This window comes from Ruegeria sp. J8, assembly GCF_056531925.1.
Genome location: NZ_JBQFMR010000004.1, coordinates 214422 through 235203, shown reverse-complemented (window position 1 = coordinate 235203; position 20782 = coordinate 214422). Strand labels below are relative to the sequence as shown.

Sequence of the window (20782 nt, the reverse complement as noted above, 5' to 3'; positions counted from 1 at the left end):
GACCGACCTATGACGGGTGCCTTGCGCGGCCTGCGCCGCTTTCTCGATTTTCTCTATTTTGCGGCCGGTGTACTGGCCGCGTTATGCCTGATTGCGATCCTGTTGCTGATCGTTGCGCAGATGGTGGCGCGCTGGACGGGTGAAATCTTTCCCGGCGCGGCGAACTACGCGGGCTATGCGATGGCAGCGGCCAGCTTTTTTGCCTTTGCCAATGCGTTGAACCGGGGCGCGCATATCCGGGTTTCGATCCTGTTGAACGCTGTCCCGCAGGCGTTTCGTCGGGTGCTGGAAATCTGGTGCTTCACCATTGCGGCGGCGGTGATGTGGTACTTTGTGTATTACGCCTATTGGTTCACGTACTGGTCTTGGAAATTCAACGAAGTCAGCCAGGCACAGGATGCGACGCCATTATGGATTCCGCAATCTGTCATGGTCGTCGGGGGCGGCATTCTCGCCATCTCGCTGACCGATCACCTCGTACACGTCATTTTCCGGGGCGATCACCGGATTCAGCGTGATCTCGTCGATCAGAGTTTCGGAGAGTAGGGCGATGGAAGAAATCTATGCAATCTCTCTATTCCTGTTCGTCCTGTTTCTTCTTCTGGGCACAGGCGTCTGGGTTGGCCTGGCGCTGATGGGTGTGGCCTGGGTCGGGATGGAGCTGTTCACGACCCGCCCGGTAGGCGACACGATGATCACCACAATCTGGGCATCATCCTCAAGTTGGACCCTGACAGCGCTGCCGCTGTTTATCTGGATGGGAGAGATCCTGTTCCGAACGCGACTGTCCGAAGACATGTTCCGCGGTTTGTCGCCCTGGATGGCGCGGCTGCCCGGAGGATTGGTGCATACCAATATTGTGGGGTGTACGGTCTTTGCGGCTGTGTCAGGGTCCTCTGCCGCGACGCTGACCACGGTTGGTAAGATGTCCATCCCGGAACTGCGGGCGCGCAACTACCCCGAGCGGATCGTAATTGGGACATTGGCGGGTGCTGCGACGCTGGGTCTGATGATCCCTCCTTCGCTGGCTTTGATCGTCTATGGCGTCACCGTGAATGAGAGCATCACGCAACTGTTCTTTGCCGGGGTGTTTCCGGGTCTGTGTCTGGCGCTGATGTTCATGGGATATGTGGCGCTGTATTCGTGGTTCTCGGGTGCCTGGAACCCGAAACAGGAAACGTTCATGAGTTTTGGTGAAAAGCTAAAAAACTCTCGTTTTCTGATCCCGGTCATGTGTCTGATCTTTGTGGTGATCGGGTCGATGTATGCGGGCTACGCCACCGCGACCGAAGCTGCAGCCATCGGAGTCATAGGGTCCTTGGTTCTTGCGGCCAGTCAGAGGTCGCTGAATTGGAACACCTTTACGGAAAGCTTGATGGGGGCGACCCGGACCTCGGCTATGATCGCGCTGATCCTTGCGGGCGCTGCGTTTCTGAAACTGGCCATGGGCTTCACCGGCCTGCCGCGCGCCTTGGCGGACGGCATCGCCGCGATGGAACTGTCGCGCTTTGAGTTGCTGATGATCCTGATGGTGTTCTACATCGTGCTGGGCATGTTTCTGGACGGAATATCCTCGGTTGTTCTGACCATGGCGGTGGTCGAACCGATGGTGCGCGAGGCGGGGATCGACCTGATCTGGTTCGGTATCTTCGTCGTCGTCGTGGTCGAGATGGCGCAGATCACGCCGCCGATCGGCTTCAACCTGTTTGTTTTGCAGGGCATGACAGAGCATGAGATGGGCTATATCACCCGTGCCGCGTTTCCGATGTTCATAATCATGGTGCTGATGTGCTTTGTTCTGATCTGGTTCCCGGATGTTGCCATGTGGTTGCCTGAAACCATGCGACAGGCGCCCTGACAGGTGGTTTCAGCGCTTGGCTGGCTGGGGCAGCAAGGCCGCTACTGCCTGATTGCCGGGCTAATTGCAGGATTGCTGGCCCCAGGCCTTGCCGAGTTTTTGCGTCCGTGGATCGGGGTTCTGGTGGTTTTGCTGCTGCTGGTCACCGGCATTCGTGTAGGCGCAAAACAGGCGTTGGGTGTCCAAAGTGATTTGACTGCGACAGTGCTGCGCATCGTGGCTCTGCAAGCGGTGTTGCCGCTGATTGTGATTGTTACCTTCGCGGCGTTGGATCTATCGCACTTCCCTTTGGCGATGGCGGTTTCCTTGATGCTGGCTGCGCCTTCACTGACAGGTGCTCCGAATTTCGCGATCATGATGGGTCAGGACCCGGCACCGGGAATGCGGATTTTGGTCATCGGAACGGCGTTGTTTCCGATCACGGCCCTTCCGGTGTTCCTTATCCTCGATCCCGCGGGTGGAGGGGTTTTGAGTGGGATCAGCTTGTCCCTTGGCCTTCTTGCAGCGATCCTTGTTTCGGTCGGGATCGGATTTGCCATTCGTCATCTGTTGCCCGTTATGGGGCAGCCAAGGGAACAGGGTGCCTTGGACGGGTGTTCCGCCCTATTGCTGGGCGTCGTCGTGGTCGGGTTGATGAGCGCGATAGGCCCGCTTTTGCAAACCGAACCTCTGGCTCTGCTTCTTTGGCTCATGGCAGCGCTTGCCATCAATTTCGTCCTCGTGAGCGGGGCATTGTTGGTTTCAAGCTGGGCACGGTTGGACATGTCCATTCCAACGGCGATCTACGCGGGCAATCGCAATATTGCCCTGTTCCTGATCGTTTTGCCGGAAGAGGCAGCGGCCCCATTGTTGATTTTTGTGGGGTGTTACCAAATCCCGATGTATCTGACGCCTATCCTGCTGGCACGTTTTCGTGGGCTGATTCAGTAACTCCTGTGGGTTTCCAACAAGGCCATAGAGTGACTGACTGTTAAATGCAGGTGAGCCTGCTTTCGGCCAACTGGCACCGAATTTGAACCTGCCCGGTGTCCCCAATGGCCTCCATCAGCCATGTATTGTCAGTGCCCTTGGTCAACATCAAGAAACCGAATTCGCCATTGTTGACCACAAGGTCTGCCAAGTGGTTGGCGATTTCGATATCCCTTGCAACGCCTGTGGGCATTGGATCAAGCTGCGTGCCACTGTTGCCGACGATGCTTTGAACCGGACCGTCCGACAGGTCGATGGCTTGAAACGCATGAATATGACCCGACAGGATGAGGGTGACGGCCTGGGGCATGGCACCGCCAAAGGCTGCGCGCTGGGTGTCATCCCCGTTAATCAGCTCCCCAAATGCGCGCATGTTCGCCCAAAGCGGGCGATGTGTCAGAAGCCAGCCTTCGCCATTGGTTCTTGCGAAGAGATCGCGCGCCATTTGCGAATATTCCGGTAGCAAGTCGGGGCTGCTATGAGGCGCGGGACCGGCGGAGGAATCAAATACGATCAGATCCAACCCATCGAAAGATGTGATCCATGGCTGGGAAACTGCTGGGCAATCTGACGGCACCGGGCCGTCTGCGAAATACCGAAACCACCCTTTGTCTCCACGTCCGCAATTTTCGTGATTTCCCCTGAGAAAAAGAAACGGCGCGGCCTGGAACAGCTGTTCCGCCGGGGTTAGCCAGTCGGCAGACCAGGCCTGAAACGTGTCTCCGAAGGGTGAGCCGCCGCATTTTTCCGCGTCCGGGCATTCCGAAGACCGGTACAGATAATCGCCGACATGAATGATCAAATCCGGCGATCTGGACGCGACTTCCTCTGCAATTTTCGTCAGGGGCCAGGCACTCGGATCATTGCAGGCCTGGGCCCTGTTTCCGCGAATGCGGCAGCCGGTATCACCAATGACAGCGATACGTTCTACGGTCGGGCTGAGCGTTGGAAGCACCTTTGTGTCCACAGATATCCGACCAAGGGTTTCCTGAACCCGATGCTCGCAAACGTGGCCCGGGAACTGGGCCGATGGTGTTGCCCTTTTCTGCATGGCGACAGAACGGCCTTCGACTTGTAGCAAAGGACATTTTGGCGACGCCGAGATAACACGGACAACTATTTCGCGATCCGGTCCAAGTTGCACCCAATGAGACAGAGGTTCCCCAGAAGCAGCTGAGATCGCGCAAAACAGCCAACTCCACGCCAGTAAGACGAGTGATACGACCCTGACCGACACACGGATACCCCGACCAAACAATGCGGCAACAGTACGATAGGGGATTGAAAAGTCTAGTGCGGATCACTCACTTGGCTGGCGACCTCGCCCGCAGCTTCAAAGCAATATCGAATGCATCCAGCGGGCATAGCAGACCGATGTTTTGTTGGTAAACCCATACACGTTTTGTGCGTGACTTCCGGAAATACTTGTTTTCTACACCGTTTCTATGGGGTTGAGATGGCGCAAGTCCACATTCATCCTCCGGTTTGTTTGATCCCCGTTGTCCGAGTAAGAACGTCCACCCCTTGCTGTTTCCAAAAATGCAGCAAATCAATGAACACCCAGTTTTCGGCCAGTTTATCATCGGCGCGCCGATAAATGTCGATCACCCTAAACTCGCCCGGCTTGCCAGTGGATGGCATGCCCATGAACCCTCCTGACGGTATTGCAGTGAAGTTTGGCCAGCCAAAGAAGCCGCCGTAGTTTCCTTCGGCCAGCCGACAGACATGTTCTGTCTTTGAGCGTTCTGTGAAACCTGCACGAAAGGGTCCGGAATGTTGTTTGGCATAACGGTCTATTGTGTAGGTCGCGCCAATACCCTCGGGCCCCCACCAGATCATGTCCTGGTGCCAGGTTCGGGCCAATTCCTCTTGCAATGTCATTCCGTTGTTCCACTGCCCGAGATCCGAGATCATAGCATTGATGAGCGCCAGAGTCTTATTGCCTTCTTCAATGGGTTGCTGGTTCCACAGTAGGCCGTCATGGGTCAACGGCCCGGGTTGGACCAAATGCGCTGCTGTTTGCGGCGGAAACGGATTTTGCCCGGCCTGCACCATCAAATGCGGAATGTCGAAATACATCGCTGTTTCGACAATCCGGTTGCCTGAGACTTTGTAGAATGCGCAATACCGCAGGAACGCCATCTTGCCGGTCGCGCGGATACCCAGCCACGGTTTGTCGAACAACCCCATCAAATGCCCCATGGAAACGACCCATACGTCGTCTGGGTCATGTAGTGAGTTGTGCCCCGCGAACAGGATATCGACACGGTTCTGCATGTGGGCGAGGCTCGCCCTCAAAGGTTGCCAGAACTGCCGGGCAACCTGGTCAGCACCGGTGATTTCGTTGAAGGGATGAAAACCACGCCACTTCAAATCCGTCGTACTGAATTGGCTCATCACCTTTGGGATGTCATGCTCTGTTGCGGTATCCATGGCCGTTTGAAACGCATAGACAAGTTTTTTCTGGGTCTGAAAGCTCACGATTTTTCCCATTACTGTCAGAGTGTTGCGAGGCGCGCGAATCTTTTGATCGGGCGTTTTTTCCAATATTCTTGCATACGTATGCAAAAATGTCTTGCCTGATTTGATATATGCGAATTACAGTTTTGCAAACGTATGCAAGCGAATCTTTGTGGGGGCACCATGGCGGAAATTCAGTTACGCAACGTGGGTAAGCGATGGGGCTCGTTCATTGGGGTTCACAATTTCGACCTGACCATTGCAGATCGCGAGTTTCTGGTGCTGCTGGGCCCGTCGGGCTGTGGTAAGACCACCACGATGCGGATGATCGCCGGGCTTGAGGACGTGACCGAGGGCGAGATTCTGATTGACGGCAAGGTCGTTAATGATCTGGAACCCAAGGACCGTGACGTGGCGATGGTGTTCCAAAGCTATGCCTTGTACCCGAACATGAACGTCTATGAAAACATCCGCTTTCCGCTGAAAGTGCGTGGCATCGATCCAGCGACCCATGACGACAAGGTGCGCCGCGCCAGCGCTATGGTCGAGCTTGACGATTTTCTGCATCGCAAACCGGCCGAACTGTCGGGCGGTCAGCGGCAGCGTGTGGCGCTGGCCCGCGCCATCGTGCGAGAACCGAATGTCTTCCTGATGGACGAGCCTCTGTCGAACCTCGATGCCAAGCTGCGGGTCTCGACCCGGGCGCAGATCAAGAACCTCAGTCATGAGTTGGCGGTGACGACGATCTATGTGACCCACGACCAGATCGAGGCGATGACTCTGGCCGACCGTGTTGTGGTGATGAAACAGGGCGTGGTGCAACAGGTCGGCAGTCCGACCGAAATCTATGACCGTCCCGCGAATACTTTCGTGGCCAGCTTCATCGGCTCGCCGGCCATGAACCTGATGGAAGGAGAGGTCACAGGCGGCGTATTCCGAGCTGAACATGTTGAAATTCCGGTCAGCGCGCCTGATGGCCCTATGACTCTGGGGTTCCGGGCCGAGGATGCCAGCCTTGCTGAAGGCGCAGGCCAGATCACCGCTCCGATCTACACGCTGGAGCTGCTGGGCGACGCGACCATGATCTCGGTCCGGGTCGGTGGAGCTTTGGTGTCGGTCAAGGCCGATAAATCTTTCCGCGCCGAGATCGGGGATGATGTCTCATTCTCTGTGCCTACAGAAATCTGTCACCTCTTCGAAGCTGGAAGCGGTGCGCGGATCGGGGAGTAACCCCGCCAACAGCCCTTCGGGGCATAACAGCGGTCCGGGCGTCGACGACGGACCCATCCTGACAGGGAGAAACGCATGAAACTCAAGACGATCCTAATGGCAGGAGCCATGGCCATCGCGGCAAGCGGTGCATCGGCAGCCTGTTCCTATGAAAACGAAGTGCCGCTGAAATCGCTGTCAGCGGGGTTCGAAGCCTGGAAAGCGGTGACGGATGCGATGGCCGAGTGCGGCAATTTCAGCGCATCGCTGGATCAGGAATTCCGCGAGAAGCAGCCCGAAGCCTTTGCTGCCAACCCGTCGCTCTATCAAATCGGCGGCGTTTCCAACGCGACCCTTGTGCCCTTGCTGAACGCAGGCACAATCCGGCCTCTGGATGATCTGGTCGAAAAATACGGCCAGAACCTGCTGCCGAACCAGCTGATCAAAGTCGATGGCAAGACAATGGCAATTGCTTTCATGGTCAATGCGCAGCACCTGATGTATCGCAATGATGTTTTGGCTGATCTGGGCATCGAAGAACCAAAGACATATGGCGAGATAATAGACGCAGCGGCCAAGATCAAAGAAGCCGGTGTAATGGATTATCCGATCGGGGGCACTTTTAAGACCGGTTGGAACCTTGGCCAGGAATTCGTCAACATGTATCTGGGCGAAGGTGGCGCATTCTTTGGTGACGGCAACATGCCCGCAATCAACAATGCGCAAGGCGTAGCTGCGCTGGAAACGCTGAAAGCGATGACGGACTATATGGACCCGGAATACCTCGTCTCGGACTCCACCTATGTCCAGCAGCAATTCCAACAGGGCAAAATTGCCATGGCCAACCTGTGGGCCAGCCGGGCCGCTGCCATGAATGATGAGGCTGAAAGCCAAGTTGTCGGCAAGGTCACGATGGCCTCAGCGCCGATGGGGTCCTCGGTTCCGGCCACGACCGTTTGGTGGGACGGCATCGTCCTGGCCTCGAACATGAGCGATGAAGAAGCAGACGCGGCCTTCCGTCTGGTGATGGAAGGTATCGATGCCGAGATGGTTGGCGCAAACAATGACACCGCTGTCTGGCTGAGCACGGCGTACACACCGGGTGAGCTGGCTGCGGGCGCTGCGGCCTCGGCAGAAGGTGGTGCCAAACCATATCCTGCATCTGGTCCCATGGGCATCATGCACACGTCGCTGGGCAATGGTCTGGCCGATTACCTGACCGGTGCCAAAGATGCGCAAACCGCGCTGGCCGATATCGAGGCGGATTACATCACCGCCGCGAAAGAGGCCGGTCTGATCAGCAACTGATCCTCTCTGGGGAGGGCCCCGTGCCCTCCCTCTTTTCCCACCCGAGAACCATGAGAAAGGCAGAGCCATGAATTTCCGGACATTTGCCGCCTTTGTTGGCCCCTCTGTCTTTATGATGCTTCTCTTTATCGCGTTCCCGCTGGTTAGCGTGTTCAAGCAGAGCTTTTATATCACCCAACCCGTCTATGAGACGGTCGAGGTCGAAACCTGCACACCCGGCTTCCTGACCCAGACCTGCGTGACCGAGCTGAAATCGCAGCCCAAGCTGGATGAACATGGTGAGGTGATCACCCGGACGGAATATGTTGGCCTGCAAAGCTATCGCAACGTGCTGGAGCCCGAGCGGGCCTGGCGCGCGATCACTGAGGGCAATTGGTCGGTCCTGTCCACCATCAATTTCTGGAAGGCGTTGCGTTTCACACTGACATTCACGCTGATCACGCTGCCACTGGTCATCGGGTTCGGGCTGGGTATTGCGGTTCTGATCAACAACGCCGCGGGGTCAATCCGCGGACCGGTGATCTTTATTTCGCTATTGCCCTTCATCATCACGCCGGTGATCGGCGCACTGTCTATCAACTGGTTGTTCCGTGGGGACGGCATCCTGACCGCGCTGCTGGAGTGGTGGCTGAACCGCGATATTGCCTTGTTTGCGCAGGCGTGGACCATTGAAATCCTGATGATGTTCTACCGCGTCTGGCACGTGGCCCCGTTTGCGGCCGTTGTGTTCTATGCCGGGTTGCAGACCGTCAACCAGGACAGTCTCGAAAGCGCCGTGATCGATGGGGCGACTCGTTGGCAACGCATGAAATACATCGTCATCCCGCATCTGATGCCGCTGATCATCTTCGTGTCGATGATCCACCTGATGGACGCCTACCGGGTGTTCGAAGAGATCGTCGGTTTCTCGAGCCAAGCTTATGTCATCTCGCTGCAATGGCTGACCTTCGACTTCCTCGTGCCGGATCAGGCGGGCAACCGGTCGATCAGCCGGGCCTCGGCCAGCGCGATGCTGACAATGATCGGGATCGTCCTTCTTCTGATCCTGCCGCTGCGCCGCACCTGGCGCGACCATAAAGGAGGCCACTGATATGTCCTCGCGCGCGCTTCGCCAACCTCTCAGCCTGCGGCTGACCTCGAACATCTTCCTCGCGTTCTGGTGTCTTGTCGCCGCCTTCCCGATTGTCTGGATCGCGATCATGAGCGTCAAATCCCCTGTGGATGCCTATGACAGCAACGCGCTGAACGTGATCTTTGGCCCCGCGACGCTGGCCACAGGCAACGGGTTGTCGGTTCTGGATATCATCCTTGGCATCGCAGTGATCTGGGGCGCGGCCATGGTCGTGACCAAAGTGCTGCCCGCGAAGATCAAGGAATACACGTCACCGGGCCAGGAATGGTTCGGTTGGGTGGTCGGAGTGCTGGTCGCCCTGATCGCCTTCCTGCTGGTATTCTTTGTGGTTCTGCCGTCGGTTCTGAATGTGCTGAACCCGCTGTTTGGCCCCTTGGGTCGTGACGTGCTGGGCATGACGACCGAGCACTATAAAACCGTTTGGGTCGACCGGGGCTTTTCCAACAACTTCAAGAACTCGCTGATCGTTACCGCCGGAGTGGTGACCGTGTCGCTTACCGTAGGCACGCTGGCGGGCTATGGGCTGGCGCGGTCGGGCTCGACGCTGGCTTTCTGGATTTTGCTGATCGCGCTGATCTTTCGCGCGCTGCCACATTCGGTTCTGGTGGCAGGCTATCTGCCGGTCTTCATCAACTCAGCCGAATGGCTGGCGCCTATTCTGGGTGAGAATGCACCGACGCTTTATGGCAAACCTTTCGCCGTGATCGCGGTGCTGGTGGCGATCAACCAGCCGTTCACGATCTGGATGCTGCGCTCGTTCTTTCAGAACATCCCTGCCGAATTGGACGAGGCCGCGCGGGTCGATGGCTGCAACCACTTTCAGGCCTTCCGCCAGGTGATCATGCCGGTGATGTGGCCGGGGGTGATTACTACCGGGCTGTTCAGCTTCCTGCTGGCCTATAACGACTTTCTGGTGACCTCGCTGCTGCTTGATGCGCAGAACCAGACGATGGTCCCTGCCATTGCGGGCATGTTCAACCGCGAGACAACGACGACCGATCAGGTGGTTGCCGTGGCAGCTGCTGTGTCGATCATCGCCCCGCTGTTCTTCCTTGTGATGATCTTCCAACGCCAAATCGTCAGTGGCCTGACCGCTGGCGCAGTAAAAGGATAAAGAAATGAAGGGTTCCCGCCCGGAACAAGCCGTTCTGACCCGTGATACGGACATGTCCAAAACGGATGAAACGCGACGTGTGATCGAGACGATGGTCGATGGTCTGAATGACCACCGCATTGATGATATCGGCGAGTTCTTCTCGCAAGGATTCCGCTGGTTGGGTAATCAGGGCTGTGGCACCAAAACTGGCCTGAAAGAGTTTCAGGACAACTGGCAGCGCCCCTTCCAGGCGGCGTTTTCCGACAAGACCTGCATTGACGAAGCGCGTCTTTACATGGGCGAATGGGCCGCCGCCTTTGGCCGGCAAGAGGCCACCCATTCCGGCGAATTCCTCGGAATCGCCCCCACCGGCAAACGGGTTGAAATCCGTTACATGGATTTCTGGAACGTGGTCGATGGCAAGATCGTCGACAACTGGGTGAACGTGGATTTCGCCCATGTGGCCGCGCAGCTGGGTGTGGATCTGTTCAACGGCGAGGGCTGGGAAGCCTATGACCGAGGTGAGAAAACCGCCCCTCGCCCCGACAAGTAAGGATCAGAATTATGGCTATCGAGTATCTCAAACGCGGTAAGTCCGACGCTGACCGGGCCGAGGATGACGCCAAGACCCGCGCCGTGGTCGAGGCCACGCTGAAGGACATCGAAACCCGGGGTGATGCCGCCGTGCGCGAGTTGAGCGAGAAGTTCGACAACTATTCCCCCGCCTCGTTTCGCCTGTCGCCAGATCAGATCGACGAGCTGATCGGCCAACTGACCGAGCGCGAGCTGAACGATATCAAATTCGCGCAGGAACAGGTGCGCAACTTTGCGCAGGCGCAGCGCGACTCGATGCTAGATATCGAGGTTGAAACCCTGCCCGGCGTCATTCTGGGCCACAAGAACATCCCGGTGCAGTCCGTGGGCTGCTATGTGCCCGGCGGCAAGTTCCCGATGGTGGCCTCGGCCCATATGTCGGTGGCGACGGCCAGCGTGGCGGGTGTGCCAAGGATTATCGCCTGCACACCTCCGTTTCAGGGTAAACCGAACCCGGCAGTGATCGCAGCCATGCATCTGGGCGGCGCGCATGAGATTTACGTCATGGGGGGCATTCAGGCCATTGGCGCCATGGCGCTGGGAACCGAAACCATTGATCCCGTGCACATGCTGGTCGGCCCCGGCAATGCCTTTGTGGCCGAAGCCAAGCGCCAGCTCTTTGGCCGCGTGGGGATTGACCTGTTCGCCGGCCCGACCGAGACCATGGTGATCGCCGATGAGACTGCAGCGGATGCGGAGCTTTGCGCCACCGACCTGCTGGGTCAGGCCGAGCATGGCTATAACAGCCCCTGCGTTTTGCTGACCAATTCGCGCAAGCTGGCCGAAGATACTCTGGCTGAGGTCGATCGCCTGCTGGGCATCTTGCCCACCGCCGACACCGCCAAGGTGTCCTGGGAAGAATATGGCGAGGTGATCGTCTGTGACTCCTATGACGAGATGCTGCAGGTCGCCGATGATATCGCCTCTGAGCATGTTCAGGTGATGACCGACCGCGATGACTGGTTCCTTGAGAACATGACCTGCTACGGCGCGCTGTTCCTTGGGCCGCGCACCAATGTGTCGAACGGTGACAAGGTTATTGGCACCAACCACACGCTACCCACCAAAAAGGCCGGGCGCTATACCGGCGGGCTTTGGGTGGGAAAATACCTGAAAACACACAGTTATCAGAAGGTTCTGACTGATGAGGCGGCGACGCTGATCGGCGAATATGGCTCGCGCCTGTGTATGCTGGAAGGCTTTGTGGGTCATGCCGAGCAATGCAACGTCCGCGTCCGCCGCTATGGCGGGATCAACGTGCCCTATGGCGAGGCGGCCCCCTATCGGGACGCCGCCGAATGAGTGATATTCATGCGCAGCATAAAGCCCTGATCGCGCCGGTCAGGGCGGCTATGTATGACTTTACCGAAACGGGTGTGCGGCAGGCGCTGGCCAGGGTCAGCGCCCCGGACGCCCTGTTTCGGTTGTGCCATCCGTTTGGCGACAGCACCGGCAGCGATGCCTTCTATGACACCGCCTTTAAGGGTCTGCTGGACGCATGGCTTGATTTGGAGCGGCGCGACTACATCGTCATGGCCGGGCCGGATGAACACGGCGCGGATTGGGTCGGTTGCGGCGGCTATTATACCGGCACCTTCACCGGGCCTTGGCTGGATATCCCGCCGACCGGCCATCAGGTGACAATGCGGTTCCATGAATTCTATCGCTTCCGCGACGGCAAGATCGTCGAGATGCAGGCGCTGTGGGACATCCCCGAAGTGATGATGCAGGCCAACGCCTGGCCCATGGCCCCCAGTCTTGGGCATGAATGGCATGTTCCGGGCCCCGCGACACAGGATGGTCTGGTGCCGGGGCCATATGATGCCGATAAAGGCCAGCAGACATGCCAGCACATCATCGACATGCTGGATCACCTCAAGAAACACCCATCAGAAGGTGGGCCAGAGGTGATGGAAATGGAAAAGTTCTGGCATCCCCGCATGAACTGGTACGGCCCCGCCGGGATCGGAACCGGGCGCGGCTATGCTGGGTTTCGCAACTGGCACCAGATTCCGTTTCTGAACGGAATGCCGGATCGCGGGCAGTATGTGGATGACATCACCTATCACTTCTTTGGCGATGGCGACTATGCCGCCGTCACCGGCTGGCCGAACATGATCCAGACGGTGACCCATGACGGTTGGATGGGGATTGCGCCCTCGGGCCAGCGGATCACCATGCGCAGCCTGGATTTCTGGCGGCTCGAGCATGGCCTGATCCGCGAAAACTGGGTTCTGGTCGATCTTCTGGACGCTTATCGCCAACTGGGAGTTGACGTGTTCGCCCGTCTGCGGGAATTCAACAAGGCCCGGAATATGGACCGAATTGAAATACCGGATGGAATGAGCTGATGACTGACCTGCCCCGCACCCCCTCGTTTTCGCTAAACGGTAAAACCGCGCTGGTTACCGGTGCCTCCTCGGGCATCGGTCAGGGCTGCGCCGTGGCGCTTGCCGAGGCCGGGGCACATGTGGTCTGTGCTGCGCGCGGGGCGGATCGCCTGGCTGAGACAGTCGCCGCACTGCAGGCGCAGGGCTGGTCGGCCGAGGCCACCGTGGTGGATCAGGGTGACTTGCAGGCGCTGAAACAGCTGTTCGAAGGCCGCACTTTTGACGTGGTCGTCAATTCCGCCGGAACCGCCCGCCACAGCCCGGCTGTCGAGACCACGCCTGAAGATTTCGACGCAGTTACCAGCGTCAATCTGCGTTCGGCCTATTTCCTGTCGTCCTATGCGGCCAAGGCGCTGCTGGCGGCGGACAGGCCGGGGTCGATCATTCATATCTCAAGCCAGATGGGCCATGTGGGCGGCGTGGACCGGGCGCTTTATTGCGCCACCAAACACGGGCTTGAGGGCATGGTCAAAGCGATGGCTATCGAATGGGGCAAACAGCGCATCCGCATCAACACCGTCTGCCCGACTTTCATTCGCACGCCACTGACACAATCCACGTTTGATAACCCCGAACGTGCCGCTTGGATCATGGAGAAGATCAAGCTCGATCGCGTGGGCGAAGTCGAAGACATCATGGGGGCGGTCACCTATCTGGCCTCAGACGCCTCGGCGCTGGTGACCGGCACCTCGATGCTGATTGACGGCGGGTGGACGGCGGACTGATGGCTGAAAAGGTCACATCCCTGCAGGTTGCGCAACTGGCCGGTGTCAGCCAATCGGCGGTCAGCCGGGTGTTTACGCCCGGTGCATCCGTCAGCAAAAAGACCGAAGACAAAGTGCGCAAAGCCGCCGCTGAACTGGGGTACAGGCCCAATGTTCTGGCTCGCGCCATGGTGTCGGGCAAAAGCCGCATCATCGGTTTGGTGGTGGGGTATCTTGAGAACTACTTCTACCCTGAGGCGTTGGAAAAGCTCTCCAATGCGTTGCAGGAACAGGGCTATCACGTGCTGATTTTCATGGCCTCACGCTCGGCCGGGAATATTGACGACGTGATGGACGAGATTCTGGACTATCAGGTGGACGGGGTCATTCTGGCCTCGGTTCCGATGTCGTCGGATATCGCCACGCGCTGTCAGCAGGCCGGTGTTCCGGTGGTGCTGTTCAACCGTTCGCAGGATATTGATGGGATCACCACGGTGGCCTCGGACAACTATGCGGGCGGGCGCAAAGTGGCTCAGTTTCTACTGGCCGGAGGACATAGGCGTATCGCCTATATCGCGGGTTGGCAGGGCGCCTCGACGCAGCGTGACCGCGAGGCTGGGTTCCGTGCGGCCCTGGCTGAAGGTGGGCAGGATGTGTTCGCCCATGATGTCGGAGATTTCCACACCGAAAACGCCCGCGCCGCCGCCCGTCGGATGTTTGATGTTGCCCCTGATAAACGACCTGACGCGGTCTTTGTGGCCAATGATCACATGGCTTTGGCGGTGATGGACGTGATCCGCTTTGAACTTGGCCTGCGCGTGCCCGAGGATGTCTCGGTCATCGGTTATGACGACGTGCCGCCCGCCGGGTGGCCCGCCTATAACCTGACGACAATCCGCCAGCGCGCCAATCTGATGGTGGCTGAAACCGTCACCGCTTTGCTTGACCACATCGACACCCCGGCCACGGCCGAACCACGCAAAGTGGCCATAGACGGGCCTCTGGTCGTGCGGACTTCGGCGCGTTTGCCGAAGGGGTGGAAACCACAAAGGACTGAGACATGAAGGGCTTTGATCCGAAATTCCGGGATTTTCCGGACTACATCATCGGGATCACCAAAGAGATCTGGGAAGATCGCGGCATCGTCACGCTGCATGACTATTATAGCAAGGATATCGTCGTGCGCTCGCCCGGGTCGGTGGTGCTGGGCAACCAGAACGTCATCGGCGCGACCATGGCGACTCTGGCCGAATTTCCCGACCGTCAATTGCTTGGAGAGGATGTTATCTGGTCCGGTACTCCGGAAGAGGGGATGCTAAGTTCGCACCGGATCATCTCGACCGCGACACATTTGGCCGAAGGTGTTTACGGTAAAGCGACCGGGATCAAACTGCGCTATCGGATTCTCGCCGACTGCCACGCCATCGACAATCAGATCAATGACGAGTGGCTGATCCGCGATCAGGGGGCGATCGTGCGTCAGATGGGTTGGAACCCCAAGGAATACGCCGCCGATTTGATCGCGCGCGAAGGTGGACCTGAGAACTGCGTCAAACCGCTGACACCCGAGATCGACCAGCCCGGTCCCTACAAGGGAACCGGCAACGACAATGAATGGGGGCAGCGTTACGCCGATATCCTGACCCGGATCATGAATGCCGATTTGGGCGCAATCGAAACCGAGTATGATCGCGCTGTTCAGTCCGAGTATGTAGGCGGGGTTACCGGTCACGGCTGGGACTCAGTGGATCGGTTCTGGATGGGTTTGCGCGCCAGCTTCCCCAACTCAGAGTTCAAGATCGAACACCAGATTGGCCGCGATGACCCGAATATGCCCCCTCGCGCCGCGATCCGCTGGAGCCTGTGGGGCAAGCATGATGGCTGGGGTGTCTTTGGCGCGCCAACAGGTGCGCAGGTCTATGTTCTGGGCATCAGCCACGGTGAGTTCGGCGAGTTGATCGCCGGCCAGCCGCAGCTGCGCCGGGAATACACCTTGTTCGACGAGACCTCGGTCTGGAAACAGATCCTGCTACAGGGACAGGAGGACTGAGTGGCTGTGATGTGCCTCTCCCTGAACGCCAGTCAGGCGGCGCGGTGCTTTCACACGCATCGCGCCTCGCTGCGCGCGCGGCGTTTGAACAACCGACCTCCCGGGGGACGGGATTGATCCCATCACCCCCATTTTCAAGGAGACCATCATGAGCACAATCCAACAACGCATCGTCCGCTACGGCGAACTGCAGCCCTGCAAAACCGCCTTCATCGACGCCCATACTCCGGGCAGCGATCAGAAAGAGAACTTTACCATCATCGGCGGTGGCGTGTCCGAAAGCCCCGATCAGCATGTCCATATCACCGATAAGATTGGCTTTAACATTGGTGCTGCAGGGCAGCCTCCGAAATGCCGGAATTCACTGCACAGCCATACCACAGCCGAGGTCTTTTTCGTCGCCAAAGGGCGCTGGCGGTTCTTCTGGGGCCGCTATGGCACAGCGGGTGAATTCATAGCCGAAGAAGGCGATATTTTCAATATTCCCACGGGTATTTTCCGAGGTTTCGAAAATGTCGGTCAGGACTATGGGATGATCATGTCGATCCTGGGCGGCGACGATGCAGGCGGCGGAGTGACCTGGGCCCCTCAGGTTATTGAAGATGCGCAGGCACATGGTTTGATGCTGGGTGACAATGGGGTTTTGTACGATTCCAAAAAGGGGCAGGAACTGCCACACAATGTGCATCCGATGCCTCTGTTGACTGAAGAGCAATTGAAGGACTACCCCGAAGTTCCGGTTGAGGATGTCGTAGGCAAATATGTTGCGCGCTATTGGGACCTAATGGCTTTGTCGGCCAAAAAGCCCGTTCGGGTGATCGGTGAGAATGGAATAATCAAGGACAAACCTGGGTTTGAGGTCGATTTCCTTGGACGAGGGTCCTCTGTTACCGAACCAACTGTTGCAGCATCTGCCGTCGTTCTTATGCCTGCAAGCGGCCACTGGCGCATTTCGATCAACGATCATGAAACCACATTGTCCACCGGTGACACAGCTTTGGTCCTGCCTGGTGAATCCTATTGTGTGCACCCTTCGATGACAGGGCAGGCGGGTCTCTATCGGATCACAGCAACGGATGATCCGGCGGGCCCCACTTGGATAGGATGAGCGTGGACACCATAGACGCGCAGGCCAAAAATGCGCGCAAAAATATCAGGAGGCTCTGATGACGATCAAAACCACCCATGTTGGGTCTCTGCCTCGAACGCAGGACGTTGTGGATTTCATTTTCGCCCGCGAATACGACACGCCTTATGTCGGGGATGCTTTTGACGCTTGCATGGCAAATGCAGTCTCCGAAACGGTTCGTAAACAGGTCGAAGCCGGAGTGGACATAGTCAGTGACGGTGAAACGTCGAAAATTTCATACGCGACCTATGTCAAGGATCGGTATTTTGGATTTTCAGGTGACAGCCCCCGCAACGCGCCCGCAGATTTGAAGATGTTTCCCAGCTTTCTCCAACGGCTGGCTGAGGGTGGGGGCACGCCGCAATACGCACGGCCAATGTGCACTGGCGAGGTTCGGTCCAAAGGGCAGGGAGAGCTGGAAAAAGACCTTGCCAACCTCAAAGCGGCTATGGCGCAGCACGGGGTCGAACATGGCTTTATGAACGCGGCCTCACCGGGTGTAATCTCATTGTTTTTGCAAAATGATTTCTATCCGTCGCGCGAAGCGTATCTGACGGCGTTGGCCGACGTTATGAAAGAGGAGTACGAAACCATTGTCGCCGCAGGTTTGGATCTGCAATTGGATTGTCCGGATTTGGCTTTGTCCCGCCACATGCTGTTCACCGACCTTTCCGACGACGAGTTCGTCAAGATTGCGGATATGCATGTCGAGGCTCTGAACCACGCGCTTCAAAACGTTCCGCAAGAGCGTGTGAGGGTTCATATTTGCTGGGGTAACTACGAGGGTCCGCATTGCTGCGACATCGCAATGGACAAAGTGTTTGGCGCGCTGATGGCGACCAAATCACGCTATGTATTGTTCGAAACTTCGAACCCGCGCCACGCACATGAATGGACAGTATTTCGTGACCGCAAGGCCGAGATTCCCGATGACAAAGTTCTGATCCCGGGCGTGGTCGACACGACCACCAACTTCGTTGAACATCCCGAACTCGTGGCCCAGCGGATCGAACGTTTTACCCAGATTGTAGGGGCCGACCGGGTGATTGCTGGCAGCGATTGTGGCTTTGGAACATTTGCAGGCTTCGGCGCGGTCGATCCGCAGATTGCTTATGCCAAACTGTCCGCGCTGTCAGAGGGCGCAAAGCTGGTTTCCTTATGACCCCATTGATCTTCTTGCCCGGCATGATGTGTGACGCGCGGCTTTTTGGCCCTCAAATCGAAACATTGTCCAGTGTTTTGCCGGTCATGACCTTTCCGCTAAGCCAACACGATAGCGTCGTGGCAATGGCAGCTGACATCTTGGGAAATGCCCCACCGCACTTTGCACTGGCGGGCCTGTCGATGGGCGGGATTGTGGCTATGGAGGTGCTGCGTCAAGCCCCCGAGCGTGTCGCACGTTTGGCGTTGCTCGATACAAATCCGTTGGCCGAGTTGCCTGAAGTGAAAGCGCGTCGCGGGCCGCAAATGGAAGCGGTGCGTGCAGGTCGCCTGCAGCAAGTGATGCGCGAGGAAATGAAACCCAACTATCTGGCCGAGAGTTCTCGTCAGGGCCGCATACTGGATCTTTGCATGGAAATGGCCGTCGATCTGGGAGCGGACGTCTTTCTGCGTCAGTCGCTAGCACTAATGAATCGACCGGATCAGCGCGCGGTTCTATCCAGCTATCGCGGACAGACATTGGTTCTGTGTGGGCGAGAAGACGGGCTATGCCCGATCGAGCGCCATCAATTGATGGATGATCTCTTGCCAAACAGCACATTGAAAATCGTCGATGGTGCAGGTCATTTGCCTACATTGGAACAGCCAAACGAAACAACAGAAGCCCTTTCGAGCTGGTTGGAGAACACATGACACCGTCTCTTTTGTCTTTGCTTCGTAAGGTAGATACGCCGACTGTCTGCAACGCCATCGAAGTGGCGCAGGGCCAGCGCGGGTTCAACAGGTTTACACGCGGTACAATGCTCTGCTCTGCTCCTGAAGAACCCGCGATCGTTGGCTACGCGCGTACGGCCAAGATAGCTGCAGTTCACCCCTCGAATGAGCCGCCAGAGGTCATTCGAACACGTCGCATGGCCTACTACAAATATATGGCCGAACCGCCCGGCCCAACCATCGCGGTGGTCGAGGATACGGACTATCCCGAATGCGTCGGTGCATATTGGGGTGAGATCAATACAACGGTTCATAAAGGGTTCGGCATGTCGGGCGTCCTGACCAATGGCGTCATGCGTGATCTTGGGGACATGCCCAAGGGATTTCCGGTCATCGCAGGCTCCGTCGGGCCAAGTCACGGCTTTGTCCATGTCCGCGAGATTGACACGCCGGTTTCAATCTTTGGACTTGAGGTGTGCCCCGGCGATTTGGTCCACGCCGATCGACATGGGGCGTTGGTTGTGCCGGAAGACATTATTGATCAACTGGAAGCCGCCATTCAAAATCTTTTGTCGACCGAGCGTATCATCCTGGACGCCGCCCGACAGCCGGGATTTGATTTTGAAGCCTTCGAAACTGCCTGGAGTGCATTCGAAAAAGCGAGGGTCTGATTGGCAGAAAGCACTGGGCGGTTCCGGCTGGCAGGTCCTCTGCTTAGTACCTGCCTTATTCAAGATTCTCGGTCGGGGCATAGCTGCCATCGTCCCGGTGCACTTCTTGCCCGCCGAGCGGTGGTGTGAAAACGCAGACAAGTCTAAGGTCGGCGTCCGTGGCCTGCACCACATGCCGATCGTGCCGGTCCAGTGCATACAGGGTGAAGGGTTCAAGGGATTGCCAGGTTTCGCTATCAGCAGCCCTGATCTGCCCCTGACCTTCGATGCAATAACACGCCTCTAGATGGTGGGTGTATTCCAACTCAAGCGCCGCGCCCTTTTTGATGATTGTGTCGGTCAGCGAAAATCCCATGCGGTCAGAGGCCAGCAGCAATCTTCGGCTGTTCCATCCCGGACCAGAGACATCCCGTTCTGTCCCCAAAATGTCTTCGAGTGTCTTAACGATCATCTTTTCCAGCCTTGCACCTAGCGTACCGCGCGGTTCATCCCGCCATCAGACAGGATACTCTGACCATTAATATACCGGGCCCCTTCGCTGGCAAGAAATACACAAGCCTGTCCAATTTCCTCGAAGGTTGCGGGCCGCTGAGCTGGGATTTCCCGACGCGCGCGGTCTGACAGGTTTACGTTCTCACAGAAGCCTGGCAGCAGATTGTTCATGCGAATATTGTGACGGGCATATCGGTCGCCATACAGTTTTGAGAAACTGTGCAAGGCACCGCGCAGCATGCTCATCGGGTAGGGCGCGCGGGGTTCTATCGTGTTCATGGATGAAATGTTCACGAAGGCGCCGCCACCTTGTTCAATCAGGATGGGCGTGACAATACGGGCAATCTTGACGACGTTCAGCACATACATGTCCAAACTTTCGTGCCACAGCGCGTCGCTGAGTTCTAGAAGTGGCCCGTCAAAGTCGGGATCGAACCCAACCGTTTTGATGGCTTGGGGCACTGACCCCCCGTGGCCCATATTGCTAACAATTGCGTCGATACGTCCATATTCGTGCATGGTGTCGTCGACCATCGCTTGCAGATCATCGACATCCAACACAGAGCCCCGACGGCCTATTCCCCCAAGCTCTTGTGCGAGTTCGATCGATCGATTGGACGGGGACATCAACGAGACCTTGTAGCCAGCCTTGGCCATTTCAATGGCGCAACCTCGACCGATGCCTTGGCCTGTACCGGTCATCAGCGCAACTTTGACTTCGGGCATGGTTCATCCTTTCCGAAAGCACAGGTGTTTGAGGGTACTCTGAGTCGTGGTCAGTCTAACTCGGCAGAAACTGGGACCCCTACGGAATTCTCGATGCAGTGCCGCTGTCCGCCAAAACC

At 57.5% G+C, this 20782-nt stretch carries 21 protein-coding genes; 17 read left to right on the top strand and 4 right to left on the bottom strand.

What is annotated here, in order from left to right:
• The first annotated feature begins 9 nt into the window (after window positions 1-9).
• The 3 genes from ACR0L1_RS10745 to ACR0L1_RS10735 are packed head-to-tail and all read left to right on the top strand — an operon-like array spanning window position 10 to window position 2788.
• Window positions 10-546: a TRAP transporter small permease gene (locus ACR0L1_RS10745; RefSeq protein WP_170771993.1), complete on the top strand. Its 537-nt coding sequence runs from the start codon at window positions 10-12 to the stop codon at window positions 544-546.
• Window positions 547-550: 4 nt separating this feature from the next.
• On the top strand, window positions 551-1858 hold the full coding sequence (locus tag ACR0L1_RS10740; RefSeq protein WP_480550741.1) for a TRAP transporter large permease: 1308 nt from the start codon (window positions 551-553) through the stop codon (window positions 1856-1858).
• 3 nt (window positions 1859-1861) lie between these two features.
• Window positions 1862-2788 (top strand): hypothetical protein, encoded by a 927-nt coding sequence (locus tag ACR0L1_RS10735; RefSeq protein WP_480858757.1) that lies wholly within the window; start codon window positions 1862-1864, stop codon window positions 2786-2788.
• A 40-nt stretch (window positions 2789-2828) separates the two neighbouring features.
• On the opposite strand, the gene ACR0L1_RS10730 is transcribed toward ACR0L1_RS10735, so the two are convergent.
• Window positions 2829-3878, bottom strand: a complete 1050-nt coding sequence (locus ACR0L1_RS10730) for a metallophosphoesterase family protein (RefSeq protein WP_480858755.1) — start codon at window positions 3876-3878, stop codon at window positions 2829-2831.
• A 422-nt stretch (window positions 3879-4300) separates the two neighbouring features.
• Window positions 4301-5308 carry a nuclear transport factor 2 family protein gene (locus ACR0L1_RS10725; protein ID WP_480858753.1) on the bottom strand — a complete coding sequence of 336 codons (1008 nt, stop codon included), beginning with the start codon at window positions 5306-5308 and terminating at the stop codon, window positions 4301-4303.
• 162 nt (window positions 5309-5470) lie between these two features.
• Here ACR0L1_RS10725 and ACR0L1_RS10720 point away from each other — a divergent pair, with 162 nt between their 5' ends.
• From ACR0L1_RS10720 to ACR0L1_RS10655, 14 genes are all read left to right on the top strand, one after another.
• A complete protein-coding gene (locus ACR0L1_RS10720; RefSeq protein ID WP_170783343.1) occupies window positions 5471-6517 on the top strand; it encodes an ABC transporter ATP-binding protein in 1047 nt (348 codons plus the stop codon).
• A gap of 75 nt (window positions 6518-6592) precedes the next feature.
• Window positions 6593-7804, top strand: a complete 1212-nt coding sequence (locus ACR0L1_RS10715) for an ABC transporter substrate-binding protein (protein WP_170772002.1) — start codon at window positions 6593-6595, stop codon at window positions 7802-7804.
• A 67-nt stretch (window positions 7805-7871) separates the two neighbouring features.
• Window positions 7872-8894 (top strand): carbohydrate ABC transporter permease, encoded by a 1023-nt coding sequence (locus tag ACR0L1_RS10710; RefSeq protein WP_170772004.1) that lies wholly within the window; start codon window positions 7872-7874, stop codon window positions 8892-8894.
• Between the two features lies 1 nt (window position 8895).
• Window positions 8896-10050, top strand: coding sequence for a carbohydrate ABC transporter permease (locus ACR0L1_RS10705; protein WP_480858750.1), 1155 nt, complete (start codon window positions 8896-8898; stop codon window positions 10048-10050).
• Between the two features lie 4 nt (window positions 10051-10054).
• The gene (locus tag ACR0L1_RS10700; protein WP_480858748.1) at window positions 10055-10585 is read left to right on the top strand and encodes an ester cyclase; all 531 of its coding nucleotides are present in this window, start codon (window positions 10055-10057) and stop codon (window positions 10583-10585) included.
• An 11-nt stretch (window positions 10586-10596) separates the two neighbouring features.
• Window positions 10597-11928: a histidinol dehydrogenase gene (gene hisD, locus ACR0L1_RS10695; protein ID WP_480858746.1), complete on the top strand. Its 1332-nt coding sequence runs from the start codon at window positions 10597-10599 to the stop codon at window positions 11926-11928.
• The gene (locus ACR0L1_RS10690; RefSeq protein WP_480858744.1) at window positions 11925-12977 is read left to right on the top strand and encodes an ester cyclase; all 1053 of its coding nucleotides are present in this window, start codon (window positions 11925-11927) and stop codon (window positions 12975-12977) included. Before hisD ends, ACR0L1_RS10690 begins: the two co-directional genes overlap by 4 nt.
• On the top strand, window positions 12977-13741 hold the full coding sequence (locus ACR0L1_RS10685) for an SDR family NAD(P)-dependent oxidoreductase (protein WP_480858742.1): 765 nt from the start codon (window positions 12977-12979) through the stop codon (window positions 13739-13741). The genes ACR0L1_RS10690 and ACR0L1_RS10685 overlap by 1 nt, the downstream gene beginning before the upstream one ends.
• Window positions 13741-14784 carry a LacI family DNA-binding transcriptional regulator gene (locus ACR0L1_RS10680; RefSeq protein WP_480858740.1) on the top strand — a complete coding sequence of 348 codons (1044 nt, stop codon included), beginning with the start codon at window positions 13741-13743 and terminating at the stop codon, window positions 14782-14784. Before ACR0L1_RS10685 ends, ACR0L1_RS10680 begins: the two co-directional genes overlap by 1 nt.
• Complete coding sequence (locus ACR0L1_RS10675) at window positions 14781-15770, top strand: nuclear transport factor 2 family protein (RefSeq protein WP_480858738.1); 990 nt, start codon at window positions 14781-14783, stop codon at window positions 15768-15770. The genes ACR0L1_RS10680 and ACR0L1_RS10675 overlap by 4 nt, the downstream gene beginning before the upstream one ends.
• Window positions 15771-15918: 148 nt before the next feature.
• A complete protein-coding gene (locus ACR0L1_RS10670) occupies window positions 15919-16878 on the top strand; it encodes a cupin domain-containing protein (protein ID WP_480858736.1) in 960 nt (319 codons plus the stop codon).
• A gap of 58 nt (window positions 16879-16936) precedes the next feature.
• Complete coding sequence (locus tag ACR0L1_RS10665) at window positions 16937-18061, top strand: cobalamin-independent methionine synthase II family protein (RefSeq protein ID WP_480858734.1); 1125 nt, start codon at window positions 16937-16939, stop codon at window positions 18059-18061.
• Window positions 18058-18753 carry an alpha/beta fold hydrolase gene (locus ACR0L1_RS10660; RefSeq protein ID WP_480858732.1) on the top strand — a complete coding sequence of 232 codons (696 nt, stop codon included), beginning with the start codon at window positions 18058-18060 and terminating at the stop codon, window positions 18751-18753. The genes ACR0L1_RS10665 and ACR0L1_RS10660 overlap by 4 nt, the downstream gene beginning before the upstream one ends.
• Window positions 18750-19445 (top strand): RraA family protein, encoded by a 696-nt coding sequence (locus ACR0L1_RS10655; protein WP_480858730.1) that lies wholly within the window; start codon window positions 18750-18752, stop codon window positions 19443-19445. The genes ACR0L1_RS10660 and ACR0L1_RS10655 overlap by 4 nt, the downstream gene beginning before the upstream one ends.
• Window positions 19446-19500: 55 nt before the next feature.
• Here ACR0L1_RS10655 and ACR0L1_RS10650 read toward each other — a convergent pair whose 3' ends face one another.
• Together ACR0L1_RS10650 and ACR0L1_RS10645 are read right to left on the bottom strand one after the other, a co-directional pair.
• A complete protein-coding gene (locus ACR0L1_RS10650) occupies window positions 19501-19896 on the bottom strand; it encodes an ectoine synthase (RefSeq protein WP_480858728.1) in 396 nt (131 codons plus the stop codon).
• A gap of 17 nt (window positions 19897-19913) precedes the next feature.
• Entirely contained in the window at window positions 19914-20663 is a 750-nt protein-coding gene (locus ACR0L1_RS10645) for an SDR family oxidoreductase (RefSeq protein WP_170772028.1), read from the bottom strand.
• Between the last annotated feature and the right edge of the window lie 119 nt (window positions 20664-20782).